26 protein-coding genes are annotated in these 24,046 nt (G+C 66.8%); 10 read left to right on the top strand and 16 right to left on the bottom strand.

All coding sequences use genetic code 11. The features are described from left to right. Nucleotides 1-75: 75 nt before the first annotated feature. Together JIP62_RS07185 and JIP62_RS07190 are read right to left on the bottom strand one after the other, a co-directional pair. A complete protein-coding gene (locus tag JIP62_RS07185) occupies nucleotides 76-963 on the bottom strand; it encodes an alpha/beta fold hydrolase (protein ID WP_201104313.1) in 888 nt (295 codons plus the stop codon). Between the two features lie 9 nt (nucleotides 964-972). Beyond that, nucleotides 973-1,485, bottom strand: coding sequence for a Fur family transcriptional regulator (locus JIP62_RS07190; protein ID WP_201104315.1), 513 nt, complete (start codon nucleotides 1,483-1,485; stop codon nucleotides 973-975). Nucleotides 1,486-1,624: 139 nt separating this feature from the next. On the opposite strand from JIP62_RS07190, the gene JIP62_RS07195 reads away from it, so the two are divergent. Next, nucleotides 1,625-2,422: a SapC family protein gene (locus tag JIP62_RS07195; protein ID WP_201104317.1), complete on the top strand. Its 798-nt coding sequence runs from the start codon at nucleotides 1,625-1,627 to the stop codon at nucleotides 2,420-2,422. Nucleotides 2,423-2,593: 171 nt separating this feature from the next. On the opposite strand, the gene JIP62_RS07200 is transcribed toward JIP62_RS07195, so the two are convergent. Together JIP62_RS07200 and JIP62_RS07205 are read right to left on the bottom strand one after the other, a co-directional pair. After that, a complete protein-coding gene (locus tag JIP62_RS07200) occupies nucleotides 2,594-3,001 on the bottom strand; it encodes an acyl dehydratase (RefSeq protein WP_201104319.1) in 408 nt (135 codons plus the stop codon). Between the two features lie 15 nt (nucleotides 3,002-3,016). Next, entirely contained in the window at nucleotides 3,017-4,033 is a 1,017-nt protein-coding gene (locus JIP62_RS07205; RefSeq protein WP_201104321.1) for an NADP-dependent oxidoreductase, read from the bottom strand. 331 nt (nucleotides 4,034-4,364) lie between these two features. Between JIP62_RS07205 and JIP62_RS07210 the strand changes: the two genes are divergently transcribed. After that, nucleotides 4,365-4,730 (top strand): hypothetical protein, encoded by a 366-nt coding sequence (locus tag JIP62_RS07210; RefSeq protein ID WP_201104323.1) that lies wholly within the window; start codon nucleotides 4,365-4,367, stop codon nucleotides 4,728-4,730. Here the strand turns inward: JIP62_RS07210 and JIP62_RS07215 are convergent. Both JIP62_RS07215 and glmS read right to left on the bottom strand, forming a co-directional pair. Next, nucleotides 4,727-5,605, bottom strand: a complete 879-nt coding sequence (locus JIP62_RS07215; RefSeq protein ID WP_201104324.1) for a UTP--glucose-1-phosphate uridylyltransferase — start codon at nucleotides 5,603-5,605, stop codon at nucleotides 4,727-4,729. The genes JIP62_RS07210 and JIP62_RS07215 overlap by 4 nt on opposite strands. A gap of 109 nt (nucleotides 5,606-5,714) precedes the next feature. Continuing rightward, nucleotides 5,715-7,532 (bottom strand): glutamine--fructose-6-phosphate transaminase (isomerizing), encoded by a 1,818-nt coding sequence (gene glmS / locus JIP62_RS07220; RefSeq protein WP_201104326.1) that lies wholly within the window; start codon nucleotides 7,530-7,532, stop codon nucleotides 5,715-5,717. Between the two features lie 152 nt (nucleotides 7,533-7,684). Between glmS and glmM the strand changes: the two genes are divergently transcribed. Together glmM and JIP62_RS07230 are read left to right on the top strand one after the other, a co-directional pair. Beyond that, a complete protein-coding gene (gene glmM / locus JIP62_RS07225) occupies nucleotides 7,685-9,034 on the top strand; it encodes a phosphoglucosamine mutase (protein WP_201104328.1) in 1,350 nt (449 codons plus the stop codon). Further along, entirely contained in the window at nucleotides 9,034-9,315 is a 282-nt protein-coding gene (locus tag JIP62_RS07230; protein WP_201104330.1) for a hypothetical protein, read from the top strand. Before glmM ends, JIP62_RS07230 begins: the two co-directional genes overlap by 1 nt. 2 nt (nucleotides 9,316-9,317) lie before the next feature. Here JIP62_RS07230 and JIP62_RS07235 read toward each other — a convergent pair whose 3' ends face one another. Then, nucleotides 9,318-9,653: an ArsR/SmtB family transcription factor gene (locus tag JIP62_RS07235; protein ID WP_201104332.1), complete on the bottom strand. Its 336-nt coding sequence runs from the start codon at nucleotides 9,651-9,653 to the stop codon at nucleotides 9,318-9,320. Nucleotides 9,654-9,703: 50 nt separating this feature from the next. Here JIP62_RS07235 and JIP62_RS07240 point away from each other — a divergent pair, with 50 nt between their 5' ends. Beyond that, nucleotides 9,704-10,183, top strand: coding sequence for an SRPBCC domain-containing protein (locus JIP62_RS07240; RefSeq protein WP_201104334.1), 480 nt, complete (start codon nucleotides 9,704-9,706; stop codon nucleotides 10,181-10,183). Here JIP62_RS07240 and JIP62_RS07245 read toward each other — a convergent pair. From JIP62_RS07245 to JIP62_RS07265, 5 genes are all read right to left on the bottom strand, one after another. After that, nucleotides 10,180-11,487, bottom strand: a complete 1,308-nt coding sequence (locus tag JIP62_RS07245; RefSeq protein ID WP_230974892.1) for an FAD/NAD(P)-binding protein — start codon at nucleotides 11,485-11,487, stop codon at nucleotides 10,180-10,182. The genes JIP62_RS07240 and JIP62_RS07245 overlap by 4 nt on opposite strands. Before the next feature lie 17 nt (nucleotides 11,488-11,504). Continuing rightward, nucleotides 11,505-13,427 carry a threonine--tRNA ligase gene (gene thrS, locus JIP62_RS07250; RefSeq protein WP_201104336.1) on the bottom strand — a complete coding sequence of 641 codons (1,923 nt, stop codon included), beginning with the start codon at nucleotides 13,425-13,427 and terminating at the stop codon, nucleotides 11,505-11,507. Between the two features lie 4 nt (nucleotides 13,428-13,431). Continuing rightward, nucleotides 13,432-13,683 carry a membrane protein insertion efficiency factor YidD gene (yidD, locus tag JIP62_RS07255; protein WP_201104338.1) on the bottom strand — a complete coding sequence of 84 codons (252 nt, stop codon included), beginning with the start codon at nucleotides 13,681-13,683 and terminating at the stop codon, nucleotides 13,432-13,434. Continuing rightward, nucleotides 13,680-14,120, bottom strand: a complete 441-nt coding sequence (locus JIP62_RS07260) for an iron-sulfur cluster assembly scaffold protein (RefSeq protein WP_201104340.1) — start codon at nucleotides 14,118-14,120, stop codon at nucleotides 13,680-13,682. Before JIP62_RS07260 ends, yidD begins: the two co-directional genes overlap by 4 nt. A gap of 61 nt (nucleotides 14,121-14,181) precedes the next feature. After that, entirely contained in the window at nucleotides 14,182-14,961 is a 780-nt protein-coding gene (locus tag JIP62_RS07265; RefSeq protein WP_201104342.1) for a tetratricopeptide repeat protein, read from the bottom strand. 76 nt (nucleotides 14,962-15,037) lie between these two features. On the opposite strand from JIP62_RS07265, the gene JIP62_RS07270 reads away from it, so the two are divergent. Further along, a complete protein-coding gene (locus JIP62_RS07270) occupies nucleotides 15,038-16,429 on the top strand; it encodes a leucyl aminopeptidase family protein (protein ID WP_201104343.1) in 1,392 nt (463 codons plus the stop codon). Between the two features lie 54 nt (nucleotides 16,430-16,483). Further along, on the top strand, nucleotides 16,484-17,332 hold the full coding sequence (locus JIP62_RS07275) for a C40 family peptidase (RefSeq protein WP_230974893.1): 849 nt from the start codon (nucleotides 16,484-16,486) through the stop codon (nucleotides 17,330-17,332). Between the two features lie 27 nt (nucleotides 17,333-17,359). Here the strand turns inward: JIP62_RS07275 and JIP62_RS07280 are convergent, their stop codons facing one another. Then, nucleotides 17,360-17,983 (bottom strand): bifunctional diaminohydroxyphosphoribosylaminopyrimidine deaminase/5-amino-6-(5-phosphoribosylamino)uracil reductase RibD, encoded by a 624-nt coding sequence (locus JIP62_RS07280; RefSeq protein ID WP_201104345.1) that lies wholly within the window; start codon nucleotides 17,981-17,983, stop codon nucleotides 17,360-17,362. After that, nucleotides 17,980-18,696, bottom strand: a complete 717-nt coding sequence (gpmA, locus tag JIP62_RS07285) for a 2,3-diphosphoglycerate-dependent phosphoglycerate mutase (protein WP_201104347.1) — start codon at nucleotides 18,694-18,696, stop codon at nucleotides 17,980-17,982. Before gpmA ends, JIP62_RS07280 begins: the two co-directional genes overlap by 4 nt. A gap of 253 nt (nucleotides 18,697-18,949) precedes the next feature. Here gpmA and JIP62_RS07290 point away from each other — a divergent pair, with 253 nt between their 5' ends. Next, nucleotides 18,950-20,449 carry a phosphomannomutase/phosphoglucomutase gene (locus JIP62_RS07290; protein ID WP_201104349.1) on the top strand — a complete coding sequence of 500 codons (1,500 nt, stop codon included), beginning with the start codon at nucleotides 18,950-18,952 and terminating at the stop codon, nucleotides 20,447-20,449. 49 nt (nucleotides 20,450-20,498) lie between these two features. On the opposite strand, the gene JIP62_RS07295 is transcribed toward JIP62_RS07290, so the two are convergent. Continuing rightward, entirely contained in the window at nucleotides 20,499-21,584 is a 1,086-nt protein-coding gene (locus tag JIP62_RS07295) for an amidohydrolase family protein (protein WP_201104351.1), read from the bottom strand. Nucleotides 21,585-21,702: 118 nt separating this feature from the next. On the opposite strand from JIP62_RS07295, the gene JIP62_RS07300 reads away from it, so the two are divergent. Then, nucleotides 21,703-22,503, top strand: a complete 801-nt coding sequence (locus tag JIP62_RS07300) for a FadR/GntR family transcriptional regulator (protein WP_201104353.1) — start codon at nucleotides 21,703-21,705, stop codon at nucleotides 22,501-22,503. Further along, nucleotides 22,503-23,000: a PaaI family thioesterase gene (locus JIP62_RS07305; RefSeq protein ID WP_201104355.1), complete on the top strand. Its 498-nt coding sequence runs from the start codon at nucleotides 22,503-22,505 to the stop codon at nucleotides 22,998-23,000. The genes JIP62_RS07300 and JIP62_RS07305 overlap by 1 nt, the downstream gene beginning before the upstream one ends. On the opposite strand, the gene JIP62_RS07310 is transcribed toward JIP62_RS07305, so the two are convergent. Then, the gene (locus tag JIP62_RS07310; protein WP_230974894.1) at nucleotides 22,988-24,037 is read right to left on the bottom strand and encodes an oxidoreductase; all 1,050 of its coding nucleotides are present in this window, start codon (nucleotides 24,035-24,037) and stop codon (nucleotides 22,988-22,990) included. The genes JIP62_RS07305 and JIP62_RS07310 overlap by 13 nt on opposite strands. Nucleotides 24,038-24,046 lie beyond the last annotated feature (9 nt).

A 24,046-nucleotide genomic window follows, 5' to 3' on the forward strand; every position in this document is an offset into this window, starting at 1 on the left:
CAGCCCCTTTATATAGGAATCACGACGGCGAAAGCGAGCGCCGATCGGGGCGGGCAAAGCACGTCTGCGCCTTGCTTACACGGCCGCTTCAAACAGGGCGTCACGCGCCAGATCCGGCCGCAGCATTGGAAAGAAATGCGTGCCCTCTGGCACCAGGTCGACCTCGACGTGTGGGCGACGCGCATCGGGACTGACCCGGCAGGTCGACCCGGTTTCCGCCTTCAGGATGCGCACGGGCCGGCCAACCCGCGCCAGGGCTCGCCAGGGGTCGTGCCCCTGAGCCGCATAGTTGGAAGCCTCCCAGTCCGGCGCACAGGCCAGGGTAAGGCCTTCTCCGGCCTCGACCAGCCCGTCGCTCAGATAATCGGCCAGCATCATGTCGGGCCATCCCTTGAAGGCACCACGCCCGCGATAGGCCGCCATGGCCGCCTCGCGGCTGTCGAACCGAGCCCTGCGCTTCAGGGCGTTGCGGTACAGGGGGATGCGCCGGGGCAACTGATCGAAGAACGGCAGGTGAAAGGCCAGATGGGCTGCCCGATTCCAGATCACTGGATCCATCAGCACCAGACGAGACACCCGATCCGGTCGCTCCGCAGCCGCCAGCAGGCTGCTGGTGCCGCCCATCGAATGACCGGCCAGGACCACGGGCGGCCCTTGCAGCACCTCCAGAAGTGCCGCCAGGTCGTCTCGATGATCCGCCCATCCGATCCGCCGCCCGCGATCGGTCGGCAGGCGCGTCAGCCCGTGCCCGCGCAGGTCCGGCGCCCATATCCGCAGGGTGCCCGATAGCGGGGCCAGCAGACTGCGGTAGGTCATGGCGTTGAAGCCATTGGCATGGACGAAGATCAGGTCGACCGGACGCTTGGGATCGCCGAAATCCAGGACCGCCATGTCTCCCGCGCCAAAGCGGCCAGACACCGGCACGGTCAGTCTGCGAGGGGGCGTGATGCGAGCGGCGTCCATGACCGCAATCTAGGCGCTGGCCGCCTCGGGCACCACTGCCGCGACGCCGCGGCAGTTGCGGCACCGGCCATGCGCTTCCAGCGTGACGCGCTCGATATCGTATCCCGCCTGAGCGGCGGCCTGCGTCAATGCCAGTGCAGCCTCGCCCGCCACCTCCTGCGTCGCGCCGCAGCAGTCGCAGATCAGGAAGGCCGCTGCATGGCCGACCCCCTGTCCGGTACAGGCGACATAGGCGGTGATGGAGGCGATGCGATGCGCCAGGCCTCGCTTCTCCAGAAAGTCCAGCGCCCGGTAAACGGTTGGCGGCTTGGCCGTCTGGCCTTCTGTACCGAAGCGGGCAATCAGGTCATAGGCCTTTACAGGCTCGGCCGCCTCCAGGAGCAGTTGCAGCACCCGCCGTCGCGGGGCGGTCAGCCGTTCGCCATCGGCAGCGCAGCGGGTTTCGGCCTCGGACAGGGCCCTGGCCACGGCCCCCGCACTGGGGCGAGCGTCGTGATGTTCGTGATCGCAGGCGGTGCCCATATCCGACAGCTAATCGTTGCGCGCGACGGCCGCAACCGGCGCGGGCGCGGGCTCCGGCTCGATAAGGCCCAAGATTGCCGCCCGGACGGCCATGGGCTAGAAGGCCCGCCTTCCTTCATTTCAAGAGCCTTTGGCCTTCATGACCGATACCCAGACTGAACAGACGAATGGCCCGCTGGCCGGCACCGTTCTCTTCTATGGCAAGCCCGAGCCGCTTTCGATGGAGGCGCACGGCAAGCTGGGCGTCAATCCGGTCGACAAGCCCTACGCTTTTGTGGCGTCCACTCATCTGGTGCCGCTGACCGTCACCGAGTTCTCTCCCGCCGCCCTGTCCTATCCGGTGATCTTCGCCGGCGAGAACCGCCAGCCGGTGGCCGTCATGGGTCTGCGCCCGGCCGAGAACCTGTTTGTTCAAGCCAACGGCGACTTCAACGCCGAAGCCTATATCCCGGCCTATGTGCGCCGTTATCCCTTCGTCTTCGCCAATGACGATGTGCAGAAGCGGATGATCCTGTGCATCGACCGCGACGCGCCCTTCCTGGTCGAAGGCGGTCAGGCTCCGCTGTTCAACGGCAACGAGCCCAGCGACTACACCAAGCAGGCGATGGAGTTCTGCAATAACTTCGAACAGGAGCGTGCCCGCACGGACGCCTTCGTTCAGCTGCTCAAGGACCTGGACCTGCTGACGGTGCGCGAGGCGATCTTCACCCCGCGCAACGCCGATGGCCAGCCGGGCCAGCCGCAGAAGATCGCTGAATACTTCGCCGTGTCCGAGGACAAGCTGCGCGAACTGCCGGCCGAAAAGCTGGCGGAACTGCGCGACAACGGTGCCCTGGGCCAGATCTACGCCCATCTGGTTTCGCTGCTGGGCTGGGACCGCCTGATTGCGATGGCCTTCGCGCGCGCCGCCCAGCCGCCGGTCGCCGCCAACGCCTGATACAGTACGGCATGCTTGCCCTCCCCTCCGGGGGAGGGCGGTCGCGTGCCGGTCGGATGGGGTGGCCACGCAAACCGCCTCGGTGCCCGTGTCACCGAGCCGCCCCGCCCGTCGTCGCTGCGCGCCGACGACCCTCCCCCGGTGGGGGAGGGATGTTTCCGTGACCCGTCTTTACCGTCGCGCGAACACGGCGCGGGTCAGGCATGAGAAAATCAGTCGCCCGCCTTCGTCCAGCAGGTCGTGCTGGGCGATCATGATGCCCTTTTCGTCTCCCACCGGATCCTTGCCCATCACCGTCAGGCGACCGCGCACCAGCTCGCCCGCCGGCGGGTTGCGCATGAACCGCAGGCCATCGACGGCCAGTACCTTGGTCTGAGCCCAACCGGCGGCCTTCTCGGCGGCCAGACGGCTCCACAAGGCGTAGACCATGGCATCGGGCGCGCCATAGGCGGCGTCCCAGCCCGGCGCGAACCGCTCAATGAACAGGTCCATGGCCGCCTGATCGACGGCCACTGCGCCCAGAGAAATCACCTGGCCCACGTCCAGATCCTCATAGTGGACGAGCAGAGGATCACTCATGGGCCAGGCCTTGGGTCAGGGTTCTTCGGAAACGCGAACCAGCAGCTTGCCGTCATGGTCGCCGGTGAACAAGCGATTCAGGGAATCAACCGCGCCTTCCAGGCCCTGGTCGACGTGAACCTTCCAGTGAACCTTTCCGTCCAGCACCCACGGACCGAGTTCGGCCACCATCTCTCGCGCGCGAGGGGCGTAGTCCAGCACCAGGAAGCCCTGGACGTTCAGCCGGTGCGTGATGATCCGCGCAAAGTTCGGCGAGGGCGGCATCTTGGTCGCGTTATAGGCCGAGATCAGGCCGCAGACCGCCATGCGGCCATGGGCCTTCAGCCGGTTATAGACAGCGATCATGATATCGCCGCCGACGTTCTCGAAATTCATTTCGACGCCGTCGGGGGCCAGACGGTCCAAGGCCGCGCCTACGTCCTCGTTCTTATAGTCAATGGCAGCATCGAACCCCAGTTCATCGGTCAGCCAGGCGCATTTGGCCGCGCCGCCTGCGATGCCGATGACGCGGGCACCGCGCTGCTTGGCGACCTGACCGGCGATCGAACCGACCGCTCCAGCGGCGGCCGAGATCACCAGGGTTTCCCCCGGCTGAGGTTTCAGCACGTCGGTGACGCCGAAATAGGCCGTCATTCCGGTCATGCCCAGGACGCTGAGATTGGCGGTCAGCGGCAGGCCGGACGCCCTGTGGACCGGGCGCAGGCCCGTCTCGTGCACGGCGGCATAGTCGGCCCAGCCCCCAGACATGGGGGTGACAATGTCGCCGACCTTGAACCGATCCGAGCGCGACTGTTCGACGACGCCCAGCGTCAGCCCGCGCATCACCTCGCCCAGACCCACGGGCGGCAGATAGCCCTCGGCATCGTTCATCCAGGTGCGGTTGGTCGGGTCCAGAGAGAGATAGACGGTTCGGACCAGAACCTCCGATTCATTCAGCGACGGGATCGGGCTTTCAATCAATTCCAGATCACCAGGCTGGATCAGGCCCTTCGGCCGCTGGCGCAGTACCCACTGACGATTGACGGTGGCCATGAGACGTCTCCGGTCGTTGACCCGTTGCCGGGCGTTTTCTTTGAAGACGCGCATCATGGCGATGTCGGGCCCCGTGTCGAGGCCGAAAAGAAAAAGGCGGACCGGTGAAGGTCCGCCGAAGTGGCATCATCGAGAATGAGGCGCGGAAGCGACAGACCGGCTTGCGCCAGTCCTGAGTCGGGGGGCGTCGTCGCCTCCGCACGGTGATAATCCGCTCAGGTCCGACCCGTTCCCGTCATCGAAACTTTTTTGCCGCAGGCGCTCACCGGAACGGCAAGGCTGGCCACGGCGTTCACCCCGCCTGAGATTTCTTGCACTACGGAGCCAACCGATGAGCCACCAAGACCCCCATTCCAAAGTGGCCGATGCCGTCCATGAAGGTCGGCCTGCGGAGGCTCAATATGTGCGTCAGGGCCGATCGGGCCGCCGCATCCTGCTGTTGCTGGTCGTGTCGGCGGGCGCTGCGGCTGTCCTGCTGCTGGGGATTTGGCTGATTTCGAACGGCGGCTTCCAGGCCCAGAACACCGAAGACGGCGGCGTAGCGGCCGACGCACGTCCGTTCGATGATACGGACGGGGTGACACCGGCCCCCCGCGCCGATGCCCCGACCACCGCGACCGGTGAACCCACTTCGCCGCCGACCGGGGATGCGCCGAACGTCAATGCCCCGACCGTGACGGCCGATCCTGCACCTTAAAGCAGGTCGGTGATGGCCTGGCGCGCGGCCTTGCCCAGCTTGGCGTGCGTCAGGGCATAGGCGACATTAGCCCGCAGAAGACCGACAGGATCGCCGCAGTCGTAGGTCGCGCCCTCGTATTCAAGGGCGTGGAAGTCCTGCACCTTCATCAGGCGGGCCATGGCGTCCGTCAGCTGGATTTCGCCGCCAGCCCCCGTCTGCTGGTCAGCCAGCAGCGGGAAGATGTCAGGCGTCAGCACATAGCGGCCTGAAATGAACAGGTTGGACGGCTCGGTGCCCAGCGGCGGCTTTTCGACCATGCCGGTCATTCGGTTCAGCCGGCCGTCCTGACCTTCCAGCGCCACGATGCCGTATTTGTGTGTTTCGCCTTCCGGAGCCGGCTCGACGACGATGATGTTGCCGCCGGTCTGTTCATGGGCGGCGATCGCCTGACCCAGGGCCGGCGTGTCGGCCATCATCAGCATGTCCGGCAGCATGACGGCAAAAGGCTCGTCGCCGATCAGGTCGCGCGCGCAGAAGACGGCGTGGCCCAGGCCCAACGGAGCCATCTGGCGCACAAAGCTCATTTCGCCCGGGCGGGGCAGGTCGGCAACGACCGAGGCCAGGATGTCATCCTTGCCCTTGGCCTTGAGGATCGCCTCCAGTTCGTAACCGTGGTCGAAATAGTCCTCGATCGAGGTCTGGCCCCGGCCCACCACGAAGATGATGTGCTCGATGCCGGCGTCGCGCGCCTCGGCCACGATGTGTGACAGGATGGGCCGGTCGAACACGTTCAGCATGTTCTTGGGCGTCACCTTGGCTGCAGGCAGCACGCGGGTGCCCAGTCCGGCGACGGGCAGGACGGCCTTGCGAACGCGGGCGGAGGGTCGGGTCATGGATCGGTCCTGATGCAATTCGGCGACCGTGATAGACCGATCTCGACCGGTCGCGAAACCACCGCGATGTGAAATCAGCGTTCGTCAGACCGGACCGGCCTGTCGGACCTCATTCAACCGTGACGGACTTGGCCAGGTTCCGCGGCTGATCGACGTCCGCCCCCTTCACCACGGCCACGTGATAGGCCAGCAGTTGGATCGGCGCCGACATGACCAGGGCCGAGATCAGGGGATCGCACCCCGGGGCCGTCACCACCACCTTGGCCCCGGCGGGCGCGTGGCGTGCGCCTTCCGGATCGGTGATGAAGACCACCTGCCCGCCGCGCGCCATGACCTCGCTCATGTTCGAGGCCGACTTCTCGAACCAGGAATCATAGGGGGCCAAGATGATGATCGGCGTCGCTTCGTCCACCAGGGCGATCGGGCCGTGCTTCAGCTCGCCGGCGGCATAGCCCTCGGCGTGGATATAGCTGATCTCCTTCAGCTTCAGCGCGCCTTCCAGCGCCAGCGCCGACATGGGGCCGCGCCCCAGGTAGAGGACGTCGCGCGCCTTGGCGATCTCGGCGGCGATGTCCTTGATCGCGCCTTCCAGACCAATGGCCTCGGCAATCAGGCGCGGCGCGCCCAGCAGCACGCGAACCAGCCGCTGCTCCTCCGCACCATCGATGCGGCCCCGCGCCTTGGCGGCGGCGATGGCGATGGCGATCATCACACTGACCTGGGCGGTAAAGGCCTTGGTCGAGGCGACGCCGATCTCGGGTCCGCAATGGATGGGCCACACCACATCAGCCTCGCGGGCGATGGTGCTCTCGGTGGCATTGACGATGGCGGCGGTCTTCATCCCGGCCTGGGCACAGTGGCGGAAGGCGGCCAGGGTGTCGGCGGTCTCGCCCGACTGGGACATGGCGATGGCCAGGGCATTGGCCCGCAGGGACGGATTGCGATAGCGGAACTCGGACGCGATCTCGACGTCCACCGGCAGGTCGGCCAGCGATTCGATCAGATACCGACCGATCATTCCGGCGATGTAGGAGGTGCCGCAGGCGACGATCTGGATCCGCTCCAGGCCCGCGAAATCGATGCCCTCGACGCGCGTGCGATCGGTCAGGGTGTCGACATAGGCGGCGATGGTGTGCTGGCAGCCCTCGGGCTGATCATGGATCTCCTTCTCCATGAAGTGGCGATAGTTGCCCTTTTCCATCAGCACGGCAGAGGCGGGCACCGTCTTGACTGCCCGCGCCACCTCGCTGCCGCTGGCATCGAAGATGCGCGCCCCGGCATGGGTGGCCAGGACATAGTCGCCGTCTTCCAGATAGGTGATCTTGTTCGTGAAGGGGCCCAGCGCCAGGCCGTCCGATCCGATGAACATTTCACCGTCGCCATGCCCGACCGCCAGGGGCGGGCCGTTGCGCGCCGCCAGGATGACCTCGTCCTCGCCCGAAATCAGCACGCACAGGGCAAAGGCCCCGGTCAGCCGGTCCAGCGTGGCCTTGAACGCTTCCAGCGGGGACAGCCCTGTGGCCAGTTCGCTGTCCAGCAGATGGGCGACCACCTCGGTGTCGGTATCGGATGAGAAGGTCCGGCCCGCCGCGATCAGCTCGGCCTTCAGTTCCGCGAAATTCTCGATGATGCCGTTGTGGACCACCGCCACCCGCCCCGCGATATGGGGATGGGCATTGCGCTCGGTCGGCGCGCCATGGGTGGCCCAGCGGGTATGACCGATGCCGGTCGTGGCAACCAGGGGCTGGGCGGCGAGGACCTTTTCCAACTCCTTCAGCTTGCCGGGGGCGCGGCGGCGCTCCAGCACGCCATCGACTTGGGCCGCGATACCGGCCGAGTCATAGCCCCGGTACTCCAGCCGCTTCAGACTTTCGATCAGCCGATCCGCCACGGGCTGGTTTCCGACAATGCCGATGATGCCGCACATGGTTTCAGATCTCCGCCTCGACGCCGTGGCCGCAATGATGACGGCTCCGGTGCCGTGGTCTAGGAGGTGGATAGCGTTCCGGCACCTAATAAGCGGTTTCGGAAGGTTTCGGGCCTTAGAGAGACGCCAACGGGCGCGAGCGAGGAGACATCATGGGCGACAGGAAATATTTCGGCACTGACGGCATTCGCGGTCGGGCCAACACCCTGCCCATGACGGCAGAGGTGGCGCTGCGGGTTGGATTGGCTGCCGGGCGGCTGTTCATGTCCAAGGACGATCGTCGCCACCTGGTGGTGATCGGCAAGGACACCCGGCTGTCGGGATACATGATCGAACCGGCCCTGGTCGCCGGTTTTGCCTCGGTCGGCATGGATGTTCGCACCTTCGGCCCCATTCCCACGCCGGGGGTGGCCATGATGACCCGGTCGATGCGCGCCGACCTGGGGGTGATGATCTCGGCCTCGCACAACGACTATGCCGACAACGGCATCAAGCTGTTCGGGCCGGACGGCTACAAGCTGTCGGACGAGACCGAGCTGACCATCGAGGCCATGATGGATCAGCCGCTGGACCAGGGCCTGGCCCCCTCGGCGCGTCTGGGACGGGTCAAGCGGATCGACGAAGCTCCCGCCCGCTATATCGAGATCGCCAAGGCCGCCTTCCCCAAGAGCCTCAGCCTGCAGGGCCTTCGCATCGCGGTCGATTGTGCGAACGGAGCGGCCTATCGCGTGGCCCCGACCACCCTGTTCGAACTGGGGGCAGAGGTCTGCGCCGTCGGCGTCTCGCCGAACGGCACCAACATCAATGCCGACTGTGGCTCCACCCATCCCCACACCCTGGCGGCGGCGGTCAAGGAATACCGCGCCGACATCGGCATCGCCCTGGACGGTGATGCCGATCGGCTGATCGTCTGCGACGAGAAGGGCCAGATCGTGGACGGGGATCAGATCATGGCCATGATCGGTCTGGACTGGGCCCGGCGCGGTCGGCTGAGCGGCGGTGGCGTCGTTGCCACCGTCATGTCCAACCTTGGGCTGGAGCGGCTGTTGAAGGCCGAGGGCCTGACGCTGGAGCGGACCTCGGTCGGCGATCGCTATGTCATGGAGCGGATGCGCGGCGGCGGCTTCAACCTGGGCGGCGAACAGTCGGGCCACCTGATCCTGCACGACTATGCCACGACCGGCGACGGCCTGATGGCGGCGCTTCAGGTCCTGGCCGTTATGGTCGAGAGTGGACGGCCCATGAGTGAGCTGGCCCGTCAGTTCGAGCCGGTGCCGCAACTGCTGAAGAACGTCCGCTACACGGCCGGAAAGCCGCTGGAAGCCGCCACCGTCCAGGCGGCGATCGCTGATGGAGAGGCCCGCCTGAACGGCACCGGCCGCCTGCTGGTCCGCCCCTCCGGCACCGAAAAGCTGATCCGCGTCATGGCCGAGGGCGACGACGAGAGCCTGGTCAAGGCCGTGGTCGCCGACGTTGCCGCCGCGGTCCAGGCGGCGGGCTGATGTTCGGCCTGGGCGGACCGCCAAAGGTCGCCTTGAAGCTGGAGCGGGACGAGGCGCTGGTCCTGTTCGAACTCCTGGCGCGCTGGATCGACGACGCCCCGCGAGCCACGCCCTCGGCCGAGTGTTTCGAAAGCCCGTCGGAAATCCATGTGCTGCGGGAGGTCATGGAGCGACTGAAGGCGGACCTGTCCGAGCCGTTCCGCGCCGACTACCTCGACATCCTGGCCGCCGCCCGCGATCGCCTGTCCCGGGACGTGATCGGCGAGACCCTGCAGGACTGAGCTCAGTCCTGCCCGGCGAGGTCCACCCGCGCCTTGAGGTCCGCCAGCATCGCCACCGCACCTCGGGTATAGGGGGCCAGCCAGCGGTCATGGACGGCCTTGATTGGCTCGGCGTTCAGGTGATTCCAGCGCTCCCGGCCATCCCGCCGGACGATGATCAGGTCGGCCGTTTCCAGCGTTTTCAGATGCAGCATCACCGTGCAGCGATCCAGCGACGGTTCCGCCTCGCAAAGCTGGCCGGTCGTTCGCGGGCCATCCTTCATCGCATCCAGCAGACGTCGCCGCGCCGGGTTGGCCAAGGCCTTGAAAACCGCATCGAGATCGTCGCCGTTTGACATGTTATATATATATAACATATACCGTCGATCAGCAACCACGGAGCAAGACCATGGCGTTGAAATTCGAGGTATCGATGCGGGTGGCCAAACCCGTTCATCAGGTGTTCGAGATGGTGGCCGATCCCACCCATCTGTCGCGGTATTTCACCACCGGCGGCGCGGTCGGGCGTCTGGCGACCGGGACCACGGTCCAGTGGGATTTCGCCGACTTTCCCGGTGCCTTTCCCGTCGAGGTCGTCGAGGTGATCCAGGATGAAAGGATCGTCCTGCGCTGGGAGGCTAACGAAGGCGTGCCGGACGAGAACCACCCTGTCGTGGGGGCCAGCTACATGACGACGGTGACGATGAGCTTCTCGTCCCTGGACGACGACACCCGAACCCTGGTCCGCATCGCAGAGGAAGGCTGGCATGAGACACCGACGGGTCTGAAGGCGTCCTATGGCAACTGCATGGGCTGGACCCAGATGCTGGCCGCGCTGAAGGCCTATGGCGAGCATGGCATCAACCTGCGCGACGGGGCCTTTCGCTAGGCTAGAACCTCGACGATCGTCTCGATCCGCTGGCGAATGTCCGGCACGGCGATGGATTCCCAGAAGGCGGCCCGCGACGGTGGCCCCAGGACGAACAGCGCGGGATCGGCACGGCCCTGTGCGTTCAGTGCCCGTCCCTGATCGTCCAGGTCCAGTCCCAGCCCCAGCGCATCCAGCCGCGCCCGCCCCGTGGCGATCAGGGGGCCGGTCAGGGCATCGCCCGCCGCATCATGGCCGGGCCCGGTGCAGTCGATGGCCCAGGACGCGACCTTTGGCGGCTGAGGCGGACCGTGCCGCGGCGTCCAGTGCAGGACCACGCCCCCATCAATGCTCTCGATCTCCCCGATCCGGCCCGCCGCCAGGGTCAGGCGCTGATCGGACAGCAGCCGGTACATGACGGCCGCGACTTCGGGTGCGATGCGGTGGCGGTGGACATCCCACCAGGGGCGCAGGTGACGCACGATCCGGCCACGGGTCGCCACGTCCGCTTCGCGCCACAGGGCCGAGGTCACCGGCCGCAGCCCCTCCATCATCGTCCGCCAGCCGACGGCGCTCGCTCGCCTGCGGGCAGCGGCCACGCGGCGCGACAGCGGCCCGGACGTCATGGTCGCGTCGGGCGGTGCGACCGCATCGGCGGTCAGGTGATGAGCGCGCGGCATCAGGCCTCGCCGCGAGACCGCCGTCGCCCGTCCCCGCCATCCGCGCCCCTCCAGCACCAGCACCATGTCGACCATGGTCAGGCCGGTGCCCAGGATCAGGATGTCGTCGTCCCGGCCGATGCTCTCCAACGCGCCCGGAGCCCAGGGATCGGGCACGATCCGTGACAGACCGCCTGCCGCGTTCCTGCGGGTGGTTTTCGGAGCGGGATTGCCGGTGGCCAGAACGATCGCCCGCGCCGCCAGCCGCCTTCCGTCGCCAAGGGTGACGCCGTCAGCCTCTATGGAAACGACATCGGCCACGCGCCGCTCGATGCAGCCGGGAAAGATCGTCTCCACCCGCTTCAGCCGGTCCTGGACGTACAGGCCGAACAGACGACGCGGCGCAAACCCGTCCGGTTCGGCCCATTCGGGATGATACGCCTCCAGCCAGCGCACGAAGTCGCCGGGCTCGTCGGCAACGGCGCTCATCCGGGCCGAGCGCACATTCAGCCGATGCCCATCGAAGGGTGTCGAATAGGCTACGCCCAGGCCGAAATGCGGCGTCCGGTTGATCAGGATCGACGCCTGTCCCCGCTCGGCCAGCCGCGCCGCCAGCATGGTTCCGGAATAGCCGCCGCCGACGATGGCGACGGGCCGGTCGTCCACGCTGTGCGGGCCGAGCGTCAGGCGCGCAGGTCCGGAGGCGTTGCCTCTTCGGTCAGGATGCGGATTGCCTCTTCGATCGAGACGACCGTCTGGGCCTGGCTGCCCAGTCGCCGGATCGCGACCTGACCCTCGGCCGCCTCGTTGCGACCGACCACGGCGATGACCGGCACCTTGCCGACCGAATGTTCGCGCACCTTGTAGCCGACCTTTTCGTTTCTCAGGTCGGTCTCGACCCGCAGGCCCGCCGCCTTGAACCGGGCGGTGACCTCTCGAGCATAGTCGTCGGCGTCAGAGGTAATGGTCGCCACCACCGCCTGGACCGGTGCCAGCCACAGCGGGAAAGCCCCGGCATAGTTCTCGATCAGAATGCCGATAAATCGTTCGAACGATCCCAAGATCGCCCGGTGCAGCATGACCGGCCGGTGCTTTTGGCCGTCCTCGCCGACGTATTCGGCATCCAGCCGCTCGGGCAGCACATAGTCCAGTTGGATGGTGCCGCAGGTCCATTCGCGACCGATGGCGTCCTTGACGATGAAATCCAGCTTGGGCGCATAGAAGGCGCCGTCGCCCTCGGTCACGACCGGCTCGGTCCCGGCGGCGCGGGCGGCCTCGGCCATCAGGTTCTCTGCCTTGTCCCAGAACTCGTCCGTGCCCGCGCGGACCTCTGGACGCGTGCCAAGGCTGATATAGGCGGTCTCCATGCCCAGGTCGGCGTGGACGCTGCGGGCCAGTTCGATGAAGGCGGCGGTCTCCTCGACGATCTGGTCCTCGCGGCAGAAGATGTGGGCGTCGTCCTGGGTGAAGCCGCGCACCCGCATCAGGCCGTGAAGGGCCCCTGACGGCTCATATCGGTGACAGGCTCCGAACTCGGCCATCCGCAGCGGCAGTTCGCGATAGGACCGCTGGCCGATGCCGAAGATCTGGACGTGGCCGGGGCAGTTCATCGGCTTCAGGCTGAGGGTCTCGCCCTCGACCGTCTCGCAGACGAACATATTAGGGCGATACTTGTCCCAGTGGCCCGAGGCCTCCCAGAATTTGCGATCCAGCACCTGGGGCGTCTTGACCTCGACATAGCCAGCCTTGTCCAGGCGGCGGCGCATATAGGCCTCGATCACCTGCCACAGCACCCAGCCCTTGGGGTGCCAGAAGACCATGCCGCGGCCCTCTTCCTGCATGTGGAACAGTTCCATGGCCCGACCAATACGTCGGTGGTCGCGCTTTTCGGCTTCCTCGACGCGCAGCAGATAGGCGTCCAGGTCAGCCTGATTGGCCCAGGCCGTCGCATAGATGCGCTGCAACTGCGGATTCCGGTGATCCCCGCGCCAATAGGCCCCGGCCAGCTTGGTCAGCTTGAAGGCCTTGCCGACAAATTTCGTGGAGGGGAAATGTGGCCCCCGGCACAGGTCCAGCCAGCCGCCCGAGCGATAGACGGTGATCTCTTCGGTGTCCGGCAGGTCGCGGATCAGTTCGGCCTTGAAGGTCTCGCCGATGGACTCGAAATGGGCGATGGCGGCGTCGCGCTCCCACACTTCGCGGACCAGCTTCTCGTCGCGATCGACGATCTCGGCCATTCGCTTTTCGATGGCGGCAAAGTCGTCGGTCGAGAACGGCTCATCCCGGTGGAAGTCGTAATAGAAGCCGTCCTCGACGGCCGGACCGATTGTCACCTGGGTGCCGGGAAACAGCTCCTGCACCGCCTGGGCCAGGACGTGAGCCGCGTCGTGGCGGATGGTCTCCAGCGCATCGGCGTCGTCGCGCATGATCAGCCTGAAATCGCCGCCGGTCTCCAGCGGACGGTCCAGGTCGCGCAGAACACCGTTGATCGACACCAGGGCCGCGCGCTTGGCCAGCGACGGCGAAATGGAGGCCGCCACGTCGCGGCCGGTCGCGGTGGGCTCCACCTGTCGAACAGCACCGTCGGGAAATTTCAGATCGATCATGGCGTCAGTCTTTAGAAACGGGAGGCACCGGATCATAGCCCGAACTGCCGAATGGGTGGCATTTACAGAGACGACGCAGTGTCAGCCATCCCCCCCGCACAGGCCCATGCTGGATCAGGGCATCGCGGCCATAGTCGGAACAGGTCGGCAGGAACCGGCAGGACTGCCCGATCAACGGGCTGAGCGTCAGCTTGTACCCGCGATGGGCGATGCGGACCCCGCGTTCATAAAGGCTCTGGGGCGAACTCTCGCTCATCGCGTGCCAGCGCTCTGCGCCGCCTCCACCGCCTCCAGCAGGGCATCCAGCGCCACCAAGGTGGAGGCGTGACGGGCCGGATAGTCGGCCACCTGCCGCAGGGCCCGCAGGCCTTCGAATCGTCCGACGGGCCCCTCCCCTCCGGATTTCAACATGGCGACAGTGGCCGCCTGCGCCTCCGTGATCTCGGCCAGGCTGGCACCGATCGCCACCTGCCCCACCACTCCGGCGGCGGCCTGGCCCAGGGCGCAGGCCTTCACGTCCTGGGCAAAGTCCCGGACCCGCCCGACCTCGTCCAGGGTGACATCGACCGTGGCGCGCGACCCGCACAGCCGGGCCACGCGCTCGCCCGTCCCCTCCGGCGCGGCCAGCCGCCCGGCATGCGGCAGTTCCGCCGCCAGTCGCAGGATCCTGGCGCTGTAGAGATCGTCGATCATGCCGGACAGATAGGCCTTCGATCCGCCCCCGTGAAGCGCAGCGAAGCGGGAGAGGACGGCGCTATTGCAGCGAATCCCAGGTCCGGCCGCCGACCGAGGCCCGGTCGCCGCCGTTCTGTTCGCGAATCCAGTCCAGGTTCTTGCGGGCGACCTCGGGCGGCAGGTCGCGGCGCAGGATCTGTTCCGCCTCCGCCGTCTTGCCTTGCAGGCCCAGCACCATCGCCAGGTTCTGGCGCACCTGCAGCGTGGCCCCCGGCTGGGCAGCCGCGCGGCGCAGCAGCACCTCGGCCGAAGCGGTATCCCCTGCGGTCAGATAGGTCATGGCCACATTGGCCAGCACCGCCGGATTGTCGGGCGACAGGATCAGGGCCGCGTTCCAGGCCGCGCGGGCGTCGTCCTTGCGGTCGACCTGCTGATAGGCCACGCCCAGCAAGGACAGTGGCCGCCAATCCTGGGGGGCAAGGTCACGGGCTCGTTCCAGCGCGGCGATGCCGTAGAAGGCCTGTCCCCGCGCAATATGGGCACGGCCCACCTCCAGCATGGCCTCGACATTGTCCGGCTGGCTCAGAAGTACTTCCTGGGCGGCGGCGGCGGCCTGCTCATAGCGACCCATCTCGCGCAGAGCCTGGGCTAGGTTCACGCCCGCCACCGGATCGGCCGGGTTGGCCTGGGCTTCGCCGGCCCAGAAGACCGAGCGAGACAGGGGATCCGTGCGGGCGATGGCGGCCCGCGCCTCGGCGTTGGTGGGAGCCTGCGGCGTCTGGGCCAGCACCTGGCCGGCTCCGGTCAGCAGCATTGCGGCGGCCAGACCGGTTGCGAAGCGAAGGGGGGTGCGCGACATGAGAGGCGTCCAGACGGTTATGTTGCGATCGCCAAGAGTCGCCCCAGGCCGTCAACCTTTGGTTAACAGGCTGCCCATGTCCGCCCTTTACCCCGATATCCTGACCACCCAGGCCACCGGTGCCCGCCCGCTGCGGATCGTGACGGCTGGGCAGACCCTGGCTGGCGGCGAGGCGACCTGGGCTGCCGCCAACGATTTCACGGGCAAGGCCGGTCAACTGCTGATGCTGCCCGGCACCGACGGGACGGTGGAGGGGGCCCTGTTCGGGGTGGGCGAGCGCCTGGACCCTATGGCCCTGCGTGGCCTTTCTCCCCGCCTGCCCGGCGGCTTGTGGCGGCTGGAAGGCGTGGCGGACGATCAGGCGGCCACCGCCGCCCTGGCCTTTGCCCTGGGGACCTATGTCTTCGACCGTTACAAGTCGCGACCGGCACGCGAACAGGCCCGGCTCGCGGTGCCGGACGGCCTGGATCTGACCGAGATCCTGCGGATCGTGGCGGCCTGCGCCCTGGCGCGCGAAATGGTCGACACCCCCGCCGCCGACATGGGCCCGCTGCAGATCGAGACCATCGCCCGCGAAATCGCTGAGGCGTCCGGGGCCACACTGTCGGTGACCACGGGCGAGGCCCTGCTGGAGGCAAACTATCCCGCCGTCCATGCCGTGGGCCGGGCCGCGACGATCGAGCGGGCACCCCGCGTCATCGAGATCGGCTGGAACCTGGACCGCGCCGACCTGCCGCTGGTCGCCCTGGTCGGCAAGGGCGTGGTGTTCGACACCGGGGGCCTGGACATCAAGGGCGCCGCCGGCATGCGGAACATGAAAAAGGACATGGGCGGGGCGGCCCATGCCCTGGCCCTCGGCCGACTGGTCATGCAGGCCCAACTGCCCGTACGCCTGGTCGTCCTGGTCGCGGCGGTCGAGAATGCTATCTCAGCCGACGCCTTCCGACCGGGTGACATCCTGAACAGCCGCCGGGGCCTGACGATCGAAATCGGCAATACCGATGCGGAGGGACGGCTGATCCTGGCCGACGTCCTGACCCGTGCGGGCGAGCATGAGCCGGATGTGACCTTGGACTTCGCCACCCTGACCGGGGCCGCCCGCATCGCCCTGGGGCCCGAACTGCCGCCCCTCTATACGGACGACGAGGCTCTGGCCGCGGGGCTTCTGGCCGCGGCGGCGGCGGTGCGCGATCCTTTGTGGCGGATGCCGCTGTGGCCGGGCTATCGCGCCGCCCTGGACAGCGAGATCGCCGATGTGCGCAACGATTCCGCTGCCTGGGCCCAGGGAGGATCGATCACCGCCGCCCTGTTCCTGCAACGCTTTGCGCCCACGACGGGGGCCTGGGCCCACATGGACATCTTCGCCTGGAACAGCCGGGGCCGCCCCGGCTGGCCGGAGGGCGGCGAGGCCCAGAGCCTTCGGGCCTGCTATCGCTACCTCAGCGATCGTTTCCCGCCGGCCCGTTAACGCGGCCTTCGCCTTCGTGTGACACAACCGCCGCTCAATCGTTCGAGCCCTGGTTTGACCGTCAACGCCGCCCTGTCCGACGCCTTCGATGCGCGCACCACCCTGGCCCGGCCCGACCTGGCCGAGCGGGCGCTGGAAGGGCTGGTGCGTGCCTCTGCTTATGGCGACGTCACGCCGATGCAGTGCACCGCCGCCGTCGCACCCCTGCGCCCCCACCCCGGCGGCCGTCAGGAAGACCAGCTGATCTTCGGCGAAGTCTTCGACGTGCTGGAAGAGGCCGATGGCTTGGCCTGGGGCCGGTCGCGCCGAGACGGCTATGTCGGCCATGTCGATATCGAGGCCCTGTCCGCCCCGGTCGTGATGCCGACCCACCGCGTTGGGGCCATCCGCACCTATGCCTATTCCGAGCCCGACTTCCGGAGCGGGCCGGTCATGCTGCTCAGCCTCAATGCTCTGGTGACGGCCGGCGAGCGGCAGGGTCGTTTCGTGCGCGTGGATCGCGCGGGCTGGATCACCCTGGACCACCTTGCCGCCTTCGACACCTTTGACGACGACCCTGCTGCGGTCGCCGAACGGTTCGTCGGTGCCCCCTATCAATGGGGCGGTCGCGAAAGCCTGGGGCTGGACTGCTCGGGCCTGGTGCAACAGGCCCTCTATGCCTGTGGACGCGGCTGCCCGCGCGATGCCGACCAGCAGGCGGACCTGGGCCGGGAGGTCGAGGCGACCGATCTCAAACGCGGCGACCTGGCCTTCTGGACGGGTCATGTTGGGGTCATGGTCGATGCGGCGCACCTGCTGCACGCCAATGCCCATCACATGGCCGTAGCGATCGAGCCCCTGGCCGACGCTGACGCCCGCCAGCGCGCCGCCGGCGCCCCACCCCCGACCTTCCGCCGCCTCTAGGGTTCGCGCCGGGACTGCGCGCAGGCCTCAGGTCGTCAGCAACCCTTTGGCGGCCAAGGCGTCGGCCAGATCACCGGGCGTGGTCCACAGCCGCGTATAACCCGCCTCACCCAGACGGTTCAGCTCGGTGACCAGATCGGCGCGGGCCGAGGCGGCGAACCGGGCGTCATATCCGACCCCGTCCTCGCTGATACGGACCATGGGCCGTCCGGTTTCCAGCCGGTGCAGATAGCCTTCATACAGGACTGAGGCATCGGCACTGAGGACGCCGGTCCGTACCTCCAGCCCCGCCTGGCGCAACCGTTCCACGCCCCGGCCCGAGGCGAAGGGCGAAGGATCGACGGCGGCCACAACCACACGCGACACACCCGCCTCGACCAGATACTGCGAGCAGGAAACCCGGCCAGACGACCGGGCCCCGCACGGCTCCATGGTCACATAGGCAGTGGCCCCGCGCGCAGCCTCGCCGGCGGCCGGGGCCGCCTGTTCCTCGGCATGAGGACGGCCGCCGGGCGCGGTCGCCGCCTGAGAAACCACGACCCCGTCCTTGACGATGACACAGCCCACCGCCGGGTTGGGCCAGGTCTGACCCATCTGCGCCAGCGCCAGGTCGATAGCCTGGCGCATGAAGCCTTCGTCGGTATCGCTCATCCTGCCACCTGCGGCAGGGGCGTCGCGCGATCCTGATCCAGATAACGGGCGGTCACCGGCGTCAGCGCATCATCCAGATCGATCTCCAGCGGATTGCCGGTCGGAATCTCGACGCCGACGATCTGATCGTCCGGCACTGCGAACAGGTGTTTGACGATGGCCCTCAGCGAGTTGCCATGCGCGGCGATCAGCACGTCTTCGCCCGCCGTCAGGCGGGGGGCGATGGCCTCGTTCCAGTAAGGCAGGACGCGGTCCAGGGTGGTCTTCAGGCTCTCGGTGTCGGGAATGGCCTGGCCCGCATAGCGGGGGTCGGCGGTGAAATCCCATTCGCTGCCCGCCTCCAGCGGCGGCGGCGGAATGTCATAGCTGCGGCGCCAGACCTTGACCTGATCCTCGCCGTGCTTCTTGGCCGTCTCCGCCTTGTCGAGCCCGGTCAGGCCGCCATAGTGGCGCTCGTTCAGCCGCCAGTCCTCGATGACCGGCACGTCCGTCAGACCCGCGCTTTGCAGGGCCAGCGCCCCGGTGCGCTTCGCCCGCGTCAGGACAGAGGTAAACATCACGGCCGGACGAAAACCTGCCTGCGCGATCAGTTCGCCGCCACGCCGGGCCTGGGCCTCGCCCTCGGCCGTCAGATCGACATCGACCCAGCCGGTGAAGCGGTTTTCCAGGTTCCACTGGCTCTGGCCGTGGCGCAGCAAGATCAGACGAGGCATGGGAGACTCCGAAAATCGACGCTCCGGCCTATGCCGCACCCGCGAAGGGGTCAAGCACAGTATCACCCCGGCACCGGACGGAGCGGAGGGTAAAACCGTCCCGAAAATGGAACTTTCCGCACGCGGCGCTCTTGTTGTCGGCCCTTGGACCGTTCGCTATACCAACGCTTGTTGCATGGCGGGGGTCGGGGGCGGCGGGCCACGAGGCTCCGTCTCGCGACGACCGCACACTCTTCCGTCCAAGGACAATTCCATGATCAAGCCGCGCCAGGACCTCCGGCCCAACACGGCCGACTACGAGACCACACCCCTGGTCAAGCCGACCGGCTTTCGCGAGTACGACGCCCGTTGGGTTCTGGAAAAGGAAATCAACCTCCTGGGCATTCAGGCCCTGGGCCTGGGTCTTGCGACCTATGTGCACGAAATCGGGGTTCAGCCCCGTATAGTGGTCGGCCACGACTTCCGGTCCTATTCGCTCAGCGTGAAGCAGGCCCTGACGCTGGGCCTGCTGGAAGGCGGTATGGAGGTGCTGGATATCGGACTGGCTCTGTCGCCGACGGCCTATTTTGCCCAGTTCGCGCTTGGAGCCCCTTGCGTGGCCATGGTGACCGCCAGCCACAACGAGAACGGCTGGACCGGCGTCAAGATGGGCGCGAAGGCTCCGCTCACCTTCGGCCCCGACGAGATCGGTCGCCTGAAGGACATCGTCCTGAACGGCGAGGGCGTCGCCCGCGCGGGCGGCCGTCTGGAGCGGGTCGAGGGCTTCCGTGAAAAATATCTGGAAGAGGTCACCGCCAAGGTGAAGGTCAGCCGCCCGATCAAGGTCGTGGCCGCCTGCGGCAACGGTACGGCCGGAGCCTTTGCACCGGAGGCCCTGCGCCGAATGGGTGTCGAGGTGATCGAAATGGACACTGACCTCGACTACACCTTCCCGAAATATAATCCGAACCCGGAAGACCACCATATGCTGATGCAGATGGCGGCCCGCGTCCGCGAGACCGGAGCCGACCTGGCGCTGGGCTTCGACGGGGACGGCGATCGCTGCGGCGTGGTCGACGACACGGGCGAGGAGATCTTTGCCGACAAGATCGGGCTGATGCTGGCCCGCGACCTCTCCGCCCTGCATCCCGACGCCACCTTCGTCGTCGATGTGAAGTCGACCGGCCTGTACAAGACCGACGAAGTCCTGAAGGCCAATGGCGCGGACACCGTCTATTGGAAGACCGGTCACAGCTACATCAAGCGCAAGACCGCCGAACTGGGGGCCCTGGCCGGGTTCGAGAAATCGGGCCACTTCTTCTTCAACGACCCGATCGGTCACGGCTACGACGACGGGATCGTCGCGGCAGGGGCCGTCCTGGCCATGCTGGATCGCAATCCCGGCAAGAAGCTCAGCGAGTTGAAGGCCGCCCTGCCGGACGCCTGGACCTCGATGACCATGTCGCCGCATTGCGACGACGAGCTGAAGTACGAAGTCCTGTCGCGTATCGTGGCCGAGTATGAGGCGCTCGCCGCCTCGGGCGGATCGATCCTGGGCCGCAAGATCGTGGAGACCATCACCGTCAACGGGGTGCGCGTCCACCTGGACGACGGCTCATGGGTGCTGGTCCGGGCCTCTTCGAACAAGCCCGAACTGGTCGTTGTGGTCGAGAGCATGCGCTCCGAAGACGATATGCGCGATCTGTTCCACCAAGAGGTCAAGCCGCGCCTGACCGCCTATCCGGAAATCGGCGACTACAACCAGACGGTCTGAAGCCGCAGACCTCCCCCTCGACATCCAAGGGGGAGGTCTGGCCCGATCGTCAGGCGGCCTTGGCCACCGGCATGCCGATGCCAAACAGCTCTTCGAATGCGCCCAGGGTGACGCGACGGCGGACATCCGGCGACACATGGTCGAACAGGCCGTGCAGCACCTCCTGGGTGTGCGGATAAGTGCCCTCCAGATGCGGATAGTCTGAACCCCAAAGGGCGTTCTGATAGTTGTGGGCGATCACCGCCGGCAGGGCCGTCTCGTCATGCTGGAAGCTGGAATAGACCTGATCCTTGATGATCTGGGTCGGCAGGCGGTTCAGCTTGGGATGGGCATAGCGGTTGTGCTGACGATAGGCCTCGTCCAGCCGGTCGCCCAAGGCGGGCACCCAGGCCACACCGGCTTCGGCCGTCATGATCTTCAATTTGGGGAACCGGTCCAGGGCACCGCCCGAGATCATGTGGGTGACACAGCGCTGAACCGGGATGGTCGTCTCCCAGTAGTTGATCAGCGCACCGCCCGGTCCGCGCGTCACGATCAGCTTGGATGATCCCGTGCCGACGTGGAAGCAGACCACCATCCCGGCCTCTTCACAGATGGCCCAGATCCGGTCGAACTCCGGCATATTGTACTCAAGGTGGTCAGGCAGGGTGGCCGGCAGGCAGATCGACTTGAAGCCGAGTTCGGCGACACGCTTCGTCTCCTCTGCGGCATCGTCGAAATCCAGCACCGAGATCAGGGCCGTGGCCAGAAGCCGCTCCGATCGGTCGATCATGTCGGCCTTTGCCCAGTCGTTATAGACCTTGACTGACTGATGCATCAGTTCGCGGTCCTTCATGACCGACAGCCAGATGCCGACGGACGGAAACACGACTTCGGCCCAGATGCCCTGCTCGTCCAGATCGGCCAGACGAAGGTTGAGGTCCGCCGAGCCCGGCGGCGTGATGGCGTCGATCATCGAAGCCGCTGCGAAGAACACCTTCTCATCGTCGACGACATAAATGTCGTGCTTGCCGTCGCGCACCATGTGCGGGCCCCGGTGCTTCAGCGAGGCGGGCAGATTGGCGGTCCACAGGTCCTTCGGCTCCCAGACGTGGCTGTCGCCCGAGTTCACCCAGATCTTTTCGGCTGTCGTCATTGGCTTGGTCTCCTACCTGTTATGACAATCACCCCGCGAGCCGCATTGTGTCAATGATATATATTATTGACGTTTCGGTCATCGCCGCTCACCTTGGCACTATGCAAGGACGTAGTTTGTGAGCCGTATCGAAACCAAAGGCCCCGGCCGGTGGTCCCCCGACGCCCGCGTCGACGGGTCAGCGCTTCATGTGCCCAAGACGTCAGAGATCATCGCCCGCTGGCTCCGGCGGGAGCTGCTGCGATCCCGGCCAAGGCCGGGGGATGCCCTGCCGTCAGAAATCGAGCTGCGGGAAAGGTTCGGCGTATCGCGCCCGACGATCCGAGAAGCCGTTCGCATCCTGGAGACCCAGCACCTTGTGCGTGTCGCGCGAGGGGCGTCCGGCGGGGCACGGTTCACCCTGCCCGAGGCGCGCATGGTGTCGGAATCGACCGGCATCTATCTGCAGGCCCATGGCACGACCCAGGCGGAGCTGAACGAGGCGCGCATCGCCATCGAGCCGCGCCTGATTGGCTTTCTGGCGGGACGCCTTTCCGCCGAGGCGATCGCTCGCCTGCGGGCCGAGGTGGAGCGGCAGGCGGACGCCCTGGATGACGTCGCTGCCTATAGCCGCAGTCACGAAGACTTCTATGCACTGCTGTCGGCCCTGTGCCCCAACCGGCTTATCGCCCTGGAATTGCTGACGCTGCGCGACCTGATCCAGGCCCAGACTGAACTGGTAGGCGAGGCCTGGGTGCAGGCCCTGCCGCAATCCCGTGACGGCATGGTGCGCCATGTGGAGGTGAAGCGGCGGGTGGTCGATCATCTGGCCAAGGGAGAAGCTGCGGAGGCCGAAGCGCTGTGGACCCGCATGCTGGAGGCCCAGCAGAGGCTGACGACAGAGTTGGGTGTCGGCGACGATCCGATCGAGGCCCTGTGATGAGCCAGGCGACCGGCACGATTACGCCTGACAGTGTGGGCCACAGACTTTGTGCCGCCTGCCAGTCGGTAGGAGCCTGCAAGCTGGGCCTCAAATGTCTGGGTCTGGACGACCAGGGCGCGGTGGACTTCGACATCCTCTGCGGCCCTCAATTCGAGGGCGGTCGCGGGGTCGCCCATGGAGGCTGGACGGCGGCGACTCTGGACGAGATGCTCGGCACCGTCGCGATGCTGCATCAGACCCTGACGGTGACAAAATCCCTGACCGTCGAATTCCTGAAGCCCGTGCCGATCGGCCAGACGCTGAAGGGGCGCGCCTGGAATGACCACAAACAGGGGCACCGCTGGCACAATGTCGGCGAGATCGTCCTGGCAGCTACGGGGGTGGTGCTGGGCCGGGCGACCGGGGTCTTCTCACAGCGCAATCCGGATCATTTCGATCGCCACGAAGCCTGGCTGAAGGCCGAGCTGGAACGCGTTTCTGATCAACCGTCCTGAGGCGGCAACAGCACCTCGGCGCGGCGCATATGGCTGAGGTGGCCTGCCTCCAGCACCTCCATGACCGCCAGGGCCTGCCGGGCGGTCACCGGCGGTTCCCCGCCGTGCAGCAGGGCCTGGGCCACCCCCTCATAGAACTGACGGTAGTCGCCCGCCGGGCCAGTCACTGCCGTGCGGACGCCGGTCTGGCCATCGGTCAGGGTGCCGGGCTCGGCAGCCAGGCCCCAACCGGCCGATCCGGGCGTCTGTCCGGCTTTCAGCTGATCCTCCTGCACGTCCAGACCCCAGGAGACGAAGCCTGCCAGCTGACCCTGAGCCACAAATCGGGGCGCGGGAGCTGCGCTCATCATGTCGGCATGCAGCACGACCCGCAGCCGGTCATAGCGGAGAACCGCATGGGCATAGTCCGGGGCCAGCCCCCCCGATCTCTGAATGGCGATGTCAGCGGTAATGCCTAAGGGTCGGCCGAACAGCATCAGCGCCTGATCGATCAGATGGGGCCCCAGGTCGAACCATATCCCCGCCCCCGGCTCGTCCCGCTCTCGCCAGCGGTCCCGGACCTGGGGCCGATAGCGATTGAAGCTGGACTCCAGCCTCGTGACCGCGCCCAGACTGCCGGAATGGATCAGGTGGGTCAGGGCCAGAAAGTCGGAATCCCAGCGCCGATTGTGAAAGACCGACACCATCCGGCCGCGCTCTGCCGCGCAATCGACGACGGCCTGCGCCTCGCTCAGCGACAGGGCAAACGGCTTGTCCACGACGACATGGCGCCCTGCCTCCAGCGCTTTCAGCGCCTGGGGTGCGTGAGCAGCATTGGGCGTGGCCAGCACGACCAACTGTATTGAGGGATCCGACAAAGCTTCGTCCAGCCCGCGGACGATCTTCACCTCGGGGCCCAGATTCAGCCCCTCCTGGGCGGACACCACGGTCCTGAGATGCAGGCCAGACGAGGCCTGGATCAGCGGGGCGTGAAAGGTCTGCCCCGCATAGCCGTAGCCGACCAGAGCGACCCCGATCGCAGTCCCATCAGATCGCACAGGCTCGTC

This window comes from Brevundimonas vitisensis, from assembly GCF_016656965.1.
Lineage (GTDB): Bacteria > Pseudomonadota > Alphaproteobacteria > Caulobacterales > Caulobacteraceae > Brevundimonas > Brevundimonas vitisensis.

Excerpts from the sequence above, each read along its gene's own strand:
- JIP62_RS07185 (WP_201104313.1), bottom strand. The coding sequence starts at position 963 with ATGGACGCCGCTCGCATCACGCCCCCTCGCAGACTGACCGTGCCGGTG.
- JIP62_RS07190 (WP_201104315.1), bottom strand. The coding sequence starts at position 1,485 with ATGGGCACCGCCTGCGATCACGAACATCACGACGCTCGCCCCAGTGCG.
- JIP62_RS07195 (WP_201104317.1), top strand. The coding sequence starts at position 1,625 with ATGACCGATACCCAGACTGAACAGACGAATGGCCCGCTGGCCGGCACC.
- JIP62_RS07200 (WP_201104319.1), bottom strand. The coding sequence starts at position 3,001 with ATGAGTGATCCTCTGCTCGTCCACTATGAGGATCTGGACGTGGGCCAG.
- JIP62_RS07205 (WP_201104321.1), bottom strand. The coding sequence starts at position 4,033 with ATGGCCACCGTCAATCGTCAGTGGGTACTGCGCCAGCGGCCGAAGGGC.
- JIP62_RS07210 (WP_201104323.1), top strand. The coding sequence starts at position 4,365 with ATGAGCCACCAAGACCCCCATTCCAAAGTGGCCGATGCCGTCCATGAA.
- JIP62_RS07215 (WP_201104324.1), bottom strand. The coding sequence starts at position 5,605 with ATGACCCGACCCTCCGCCCGCGTTCGCAAGGCCGTCCTGCCCGTCGCC.
- glmS (WP_201104326.1), bottom strand. The coding sequence starts at position 7,532 with ATGTGCGGCATCATCGGCATTGTCGGAAACCAGCCCGTGGCGGATCGG.
- glmM (WP_201104328.1), top strand. The coding sequence starts at position 7,685 with ATGGGCGACAGGAAATATTTCGGCACTGACGGCATTCGCGGTCGGGCC.
- JIP62_RS07230 (WP_201104330.1), top strand. The coding sequence starts at position 9,034 with ATGTTCGGCCTGGGCGGACCGCCAAAGGTCGCCTTGAAGCTGGAGCGG.
- JIP62_RS07235 (WP_201104332.1), bottom strand. The coding sequence starts at position 9,653 with ATGTCAAACGGCGACGATCTCGATGCGGTTTTCAAGGCCTTGGCCAAC.
- JIP62_RS07240 (WP_201104334.1), top strand. The coding sequence starts at position 9,704 with ATGGCGTTGAAATTCGAGGTATCGATGCGGGTGGCCAAACCCGTTCAT.
- thrS (WP_201104336.1), bottom strand. The coding sequence starts at position 13,427 with ATGATCGATCTGAAATTTCCCGACGGTGCTGTTCGACAGGTGGAGCCC.
- yidD (WP_201104338.1), bottom strand. The coding sequence starts at position 13,683 with ATGAGCGAGAGTTCGCCCCAGAGCCTTTATGAACGCGGGGTCCGCATC.
- JIP62_RS07260 (WP_201104340.1), bottom strand. The coding sequence starts at position 14,120 with ATGATCGACGATCTCTACAGCGCCAGGATCCTGCGACTGGCGGCGGAA.
- JIP62_RS07265 (WP_201104342.1), bottom strand. The coding sequence starts at position 14,961 with ATGTCGCGCACCCCCCTTCGCTTCGCAACCGGTCTGGCCGCCGCAATG.
- JIP62_RS07270 (WP_201104343.1), top strand. The coding sequence starts at position 15,038 with ATGTCCGCCCTTTACCCCGATATCCTGACCACCCAGGCCACCGGTGCC.
- JIP62_RS07280 (WP_201104345.1), bottom strand. The coding sequence starts at position 17,983 with ATGAGCGATACCGACGAAGGCTTCATGCGCCAGGCTATCGACCTGGCG.
- gpmA (WP_201104347.1), bottom strand. The coding sequence starts at position 18,696 with ATGCCTCGTCTGATCTTGCTGCGCCACGGCCAGAGCCAGTGGAACCTG.
- JIP62_RS07290 (WP_201104349.1), top strand. The coding sequence starts at position 18,950 with ATGATCAAGCCGCGCCAGGACCTCCGGCCCAACACGGCCGACTACGAG.
- JIP62_RS07295 (WP_201104351.1), bottom strand. The coding sequence starts at position 21,584 with ATGACGACAGCCGAAAAGATCTGGGTGAACTCGGGCGACAGCCACGTC.
- JIP62_RS07305 (WP_201104355.1), top strand. The coding sequence starts at position 22,503 with ATGAGCCAGGCGACCGGCACGATTACGCCTGACAGTGTGGGCCACAGA.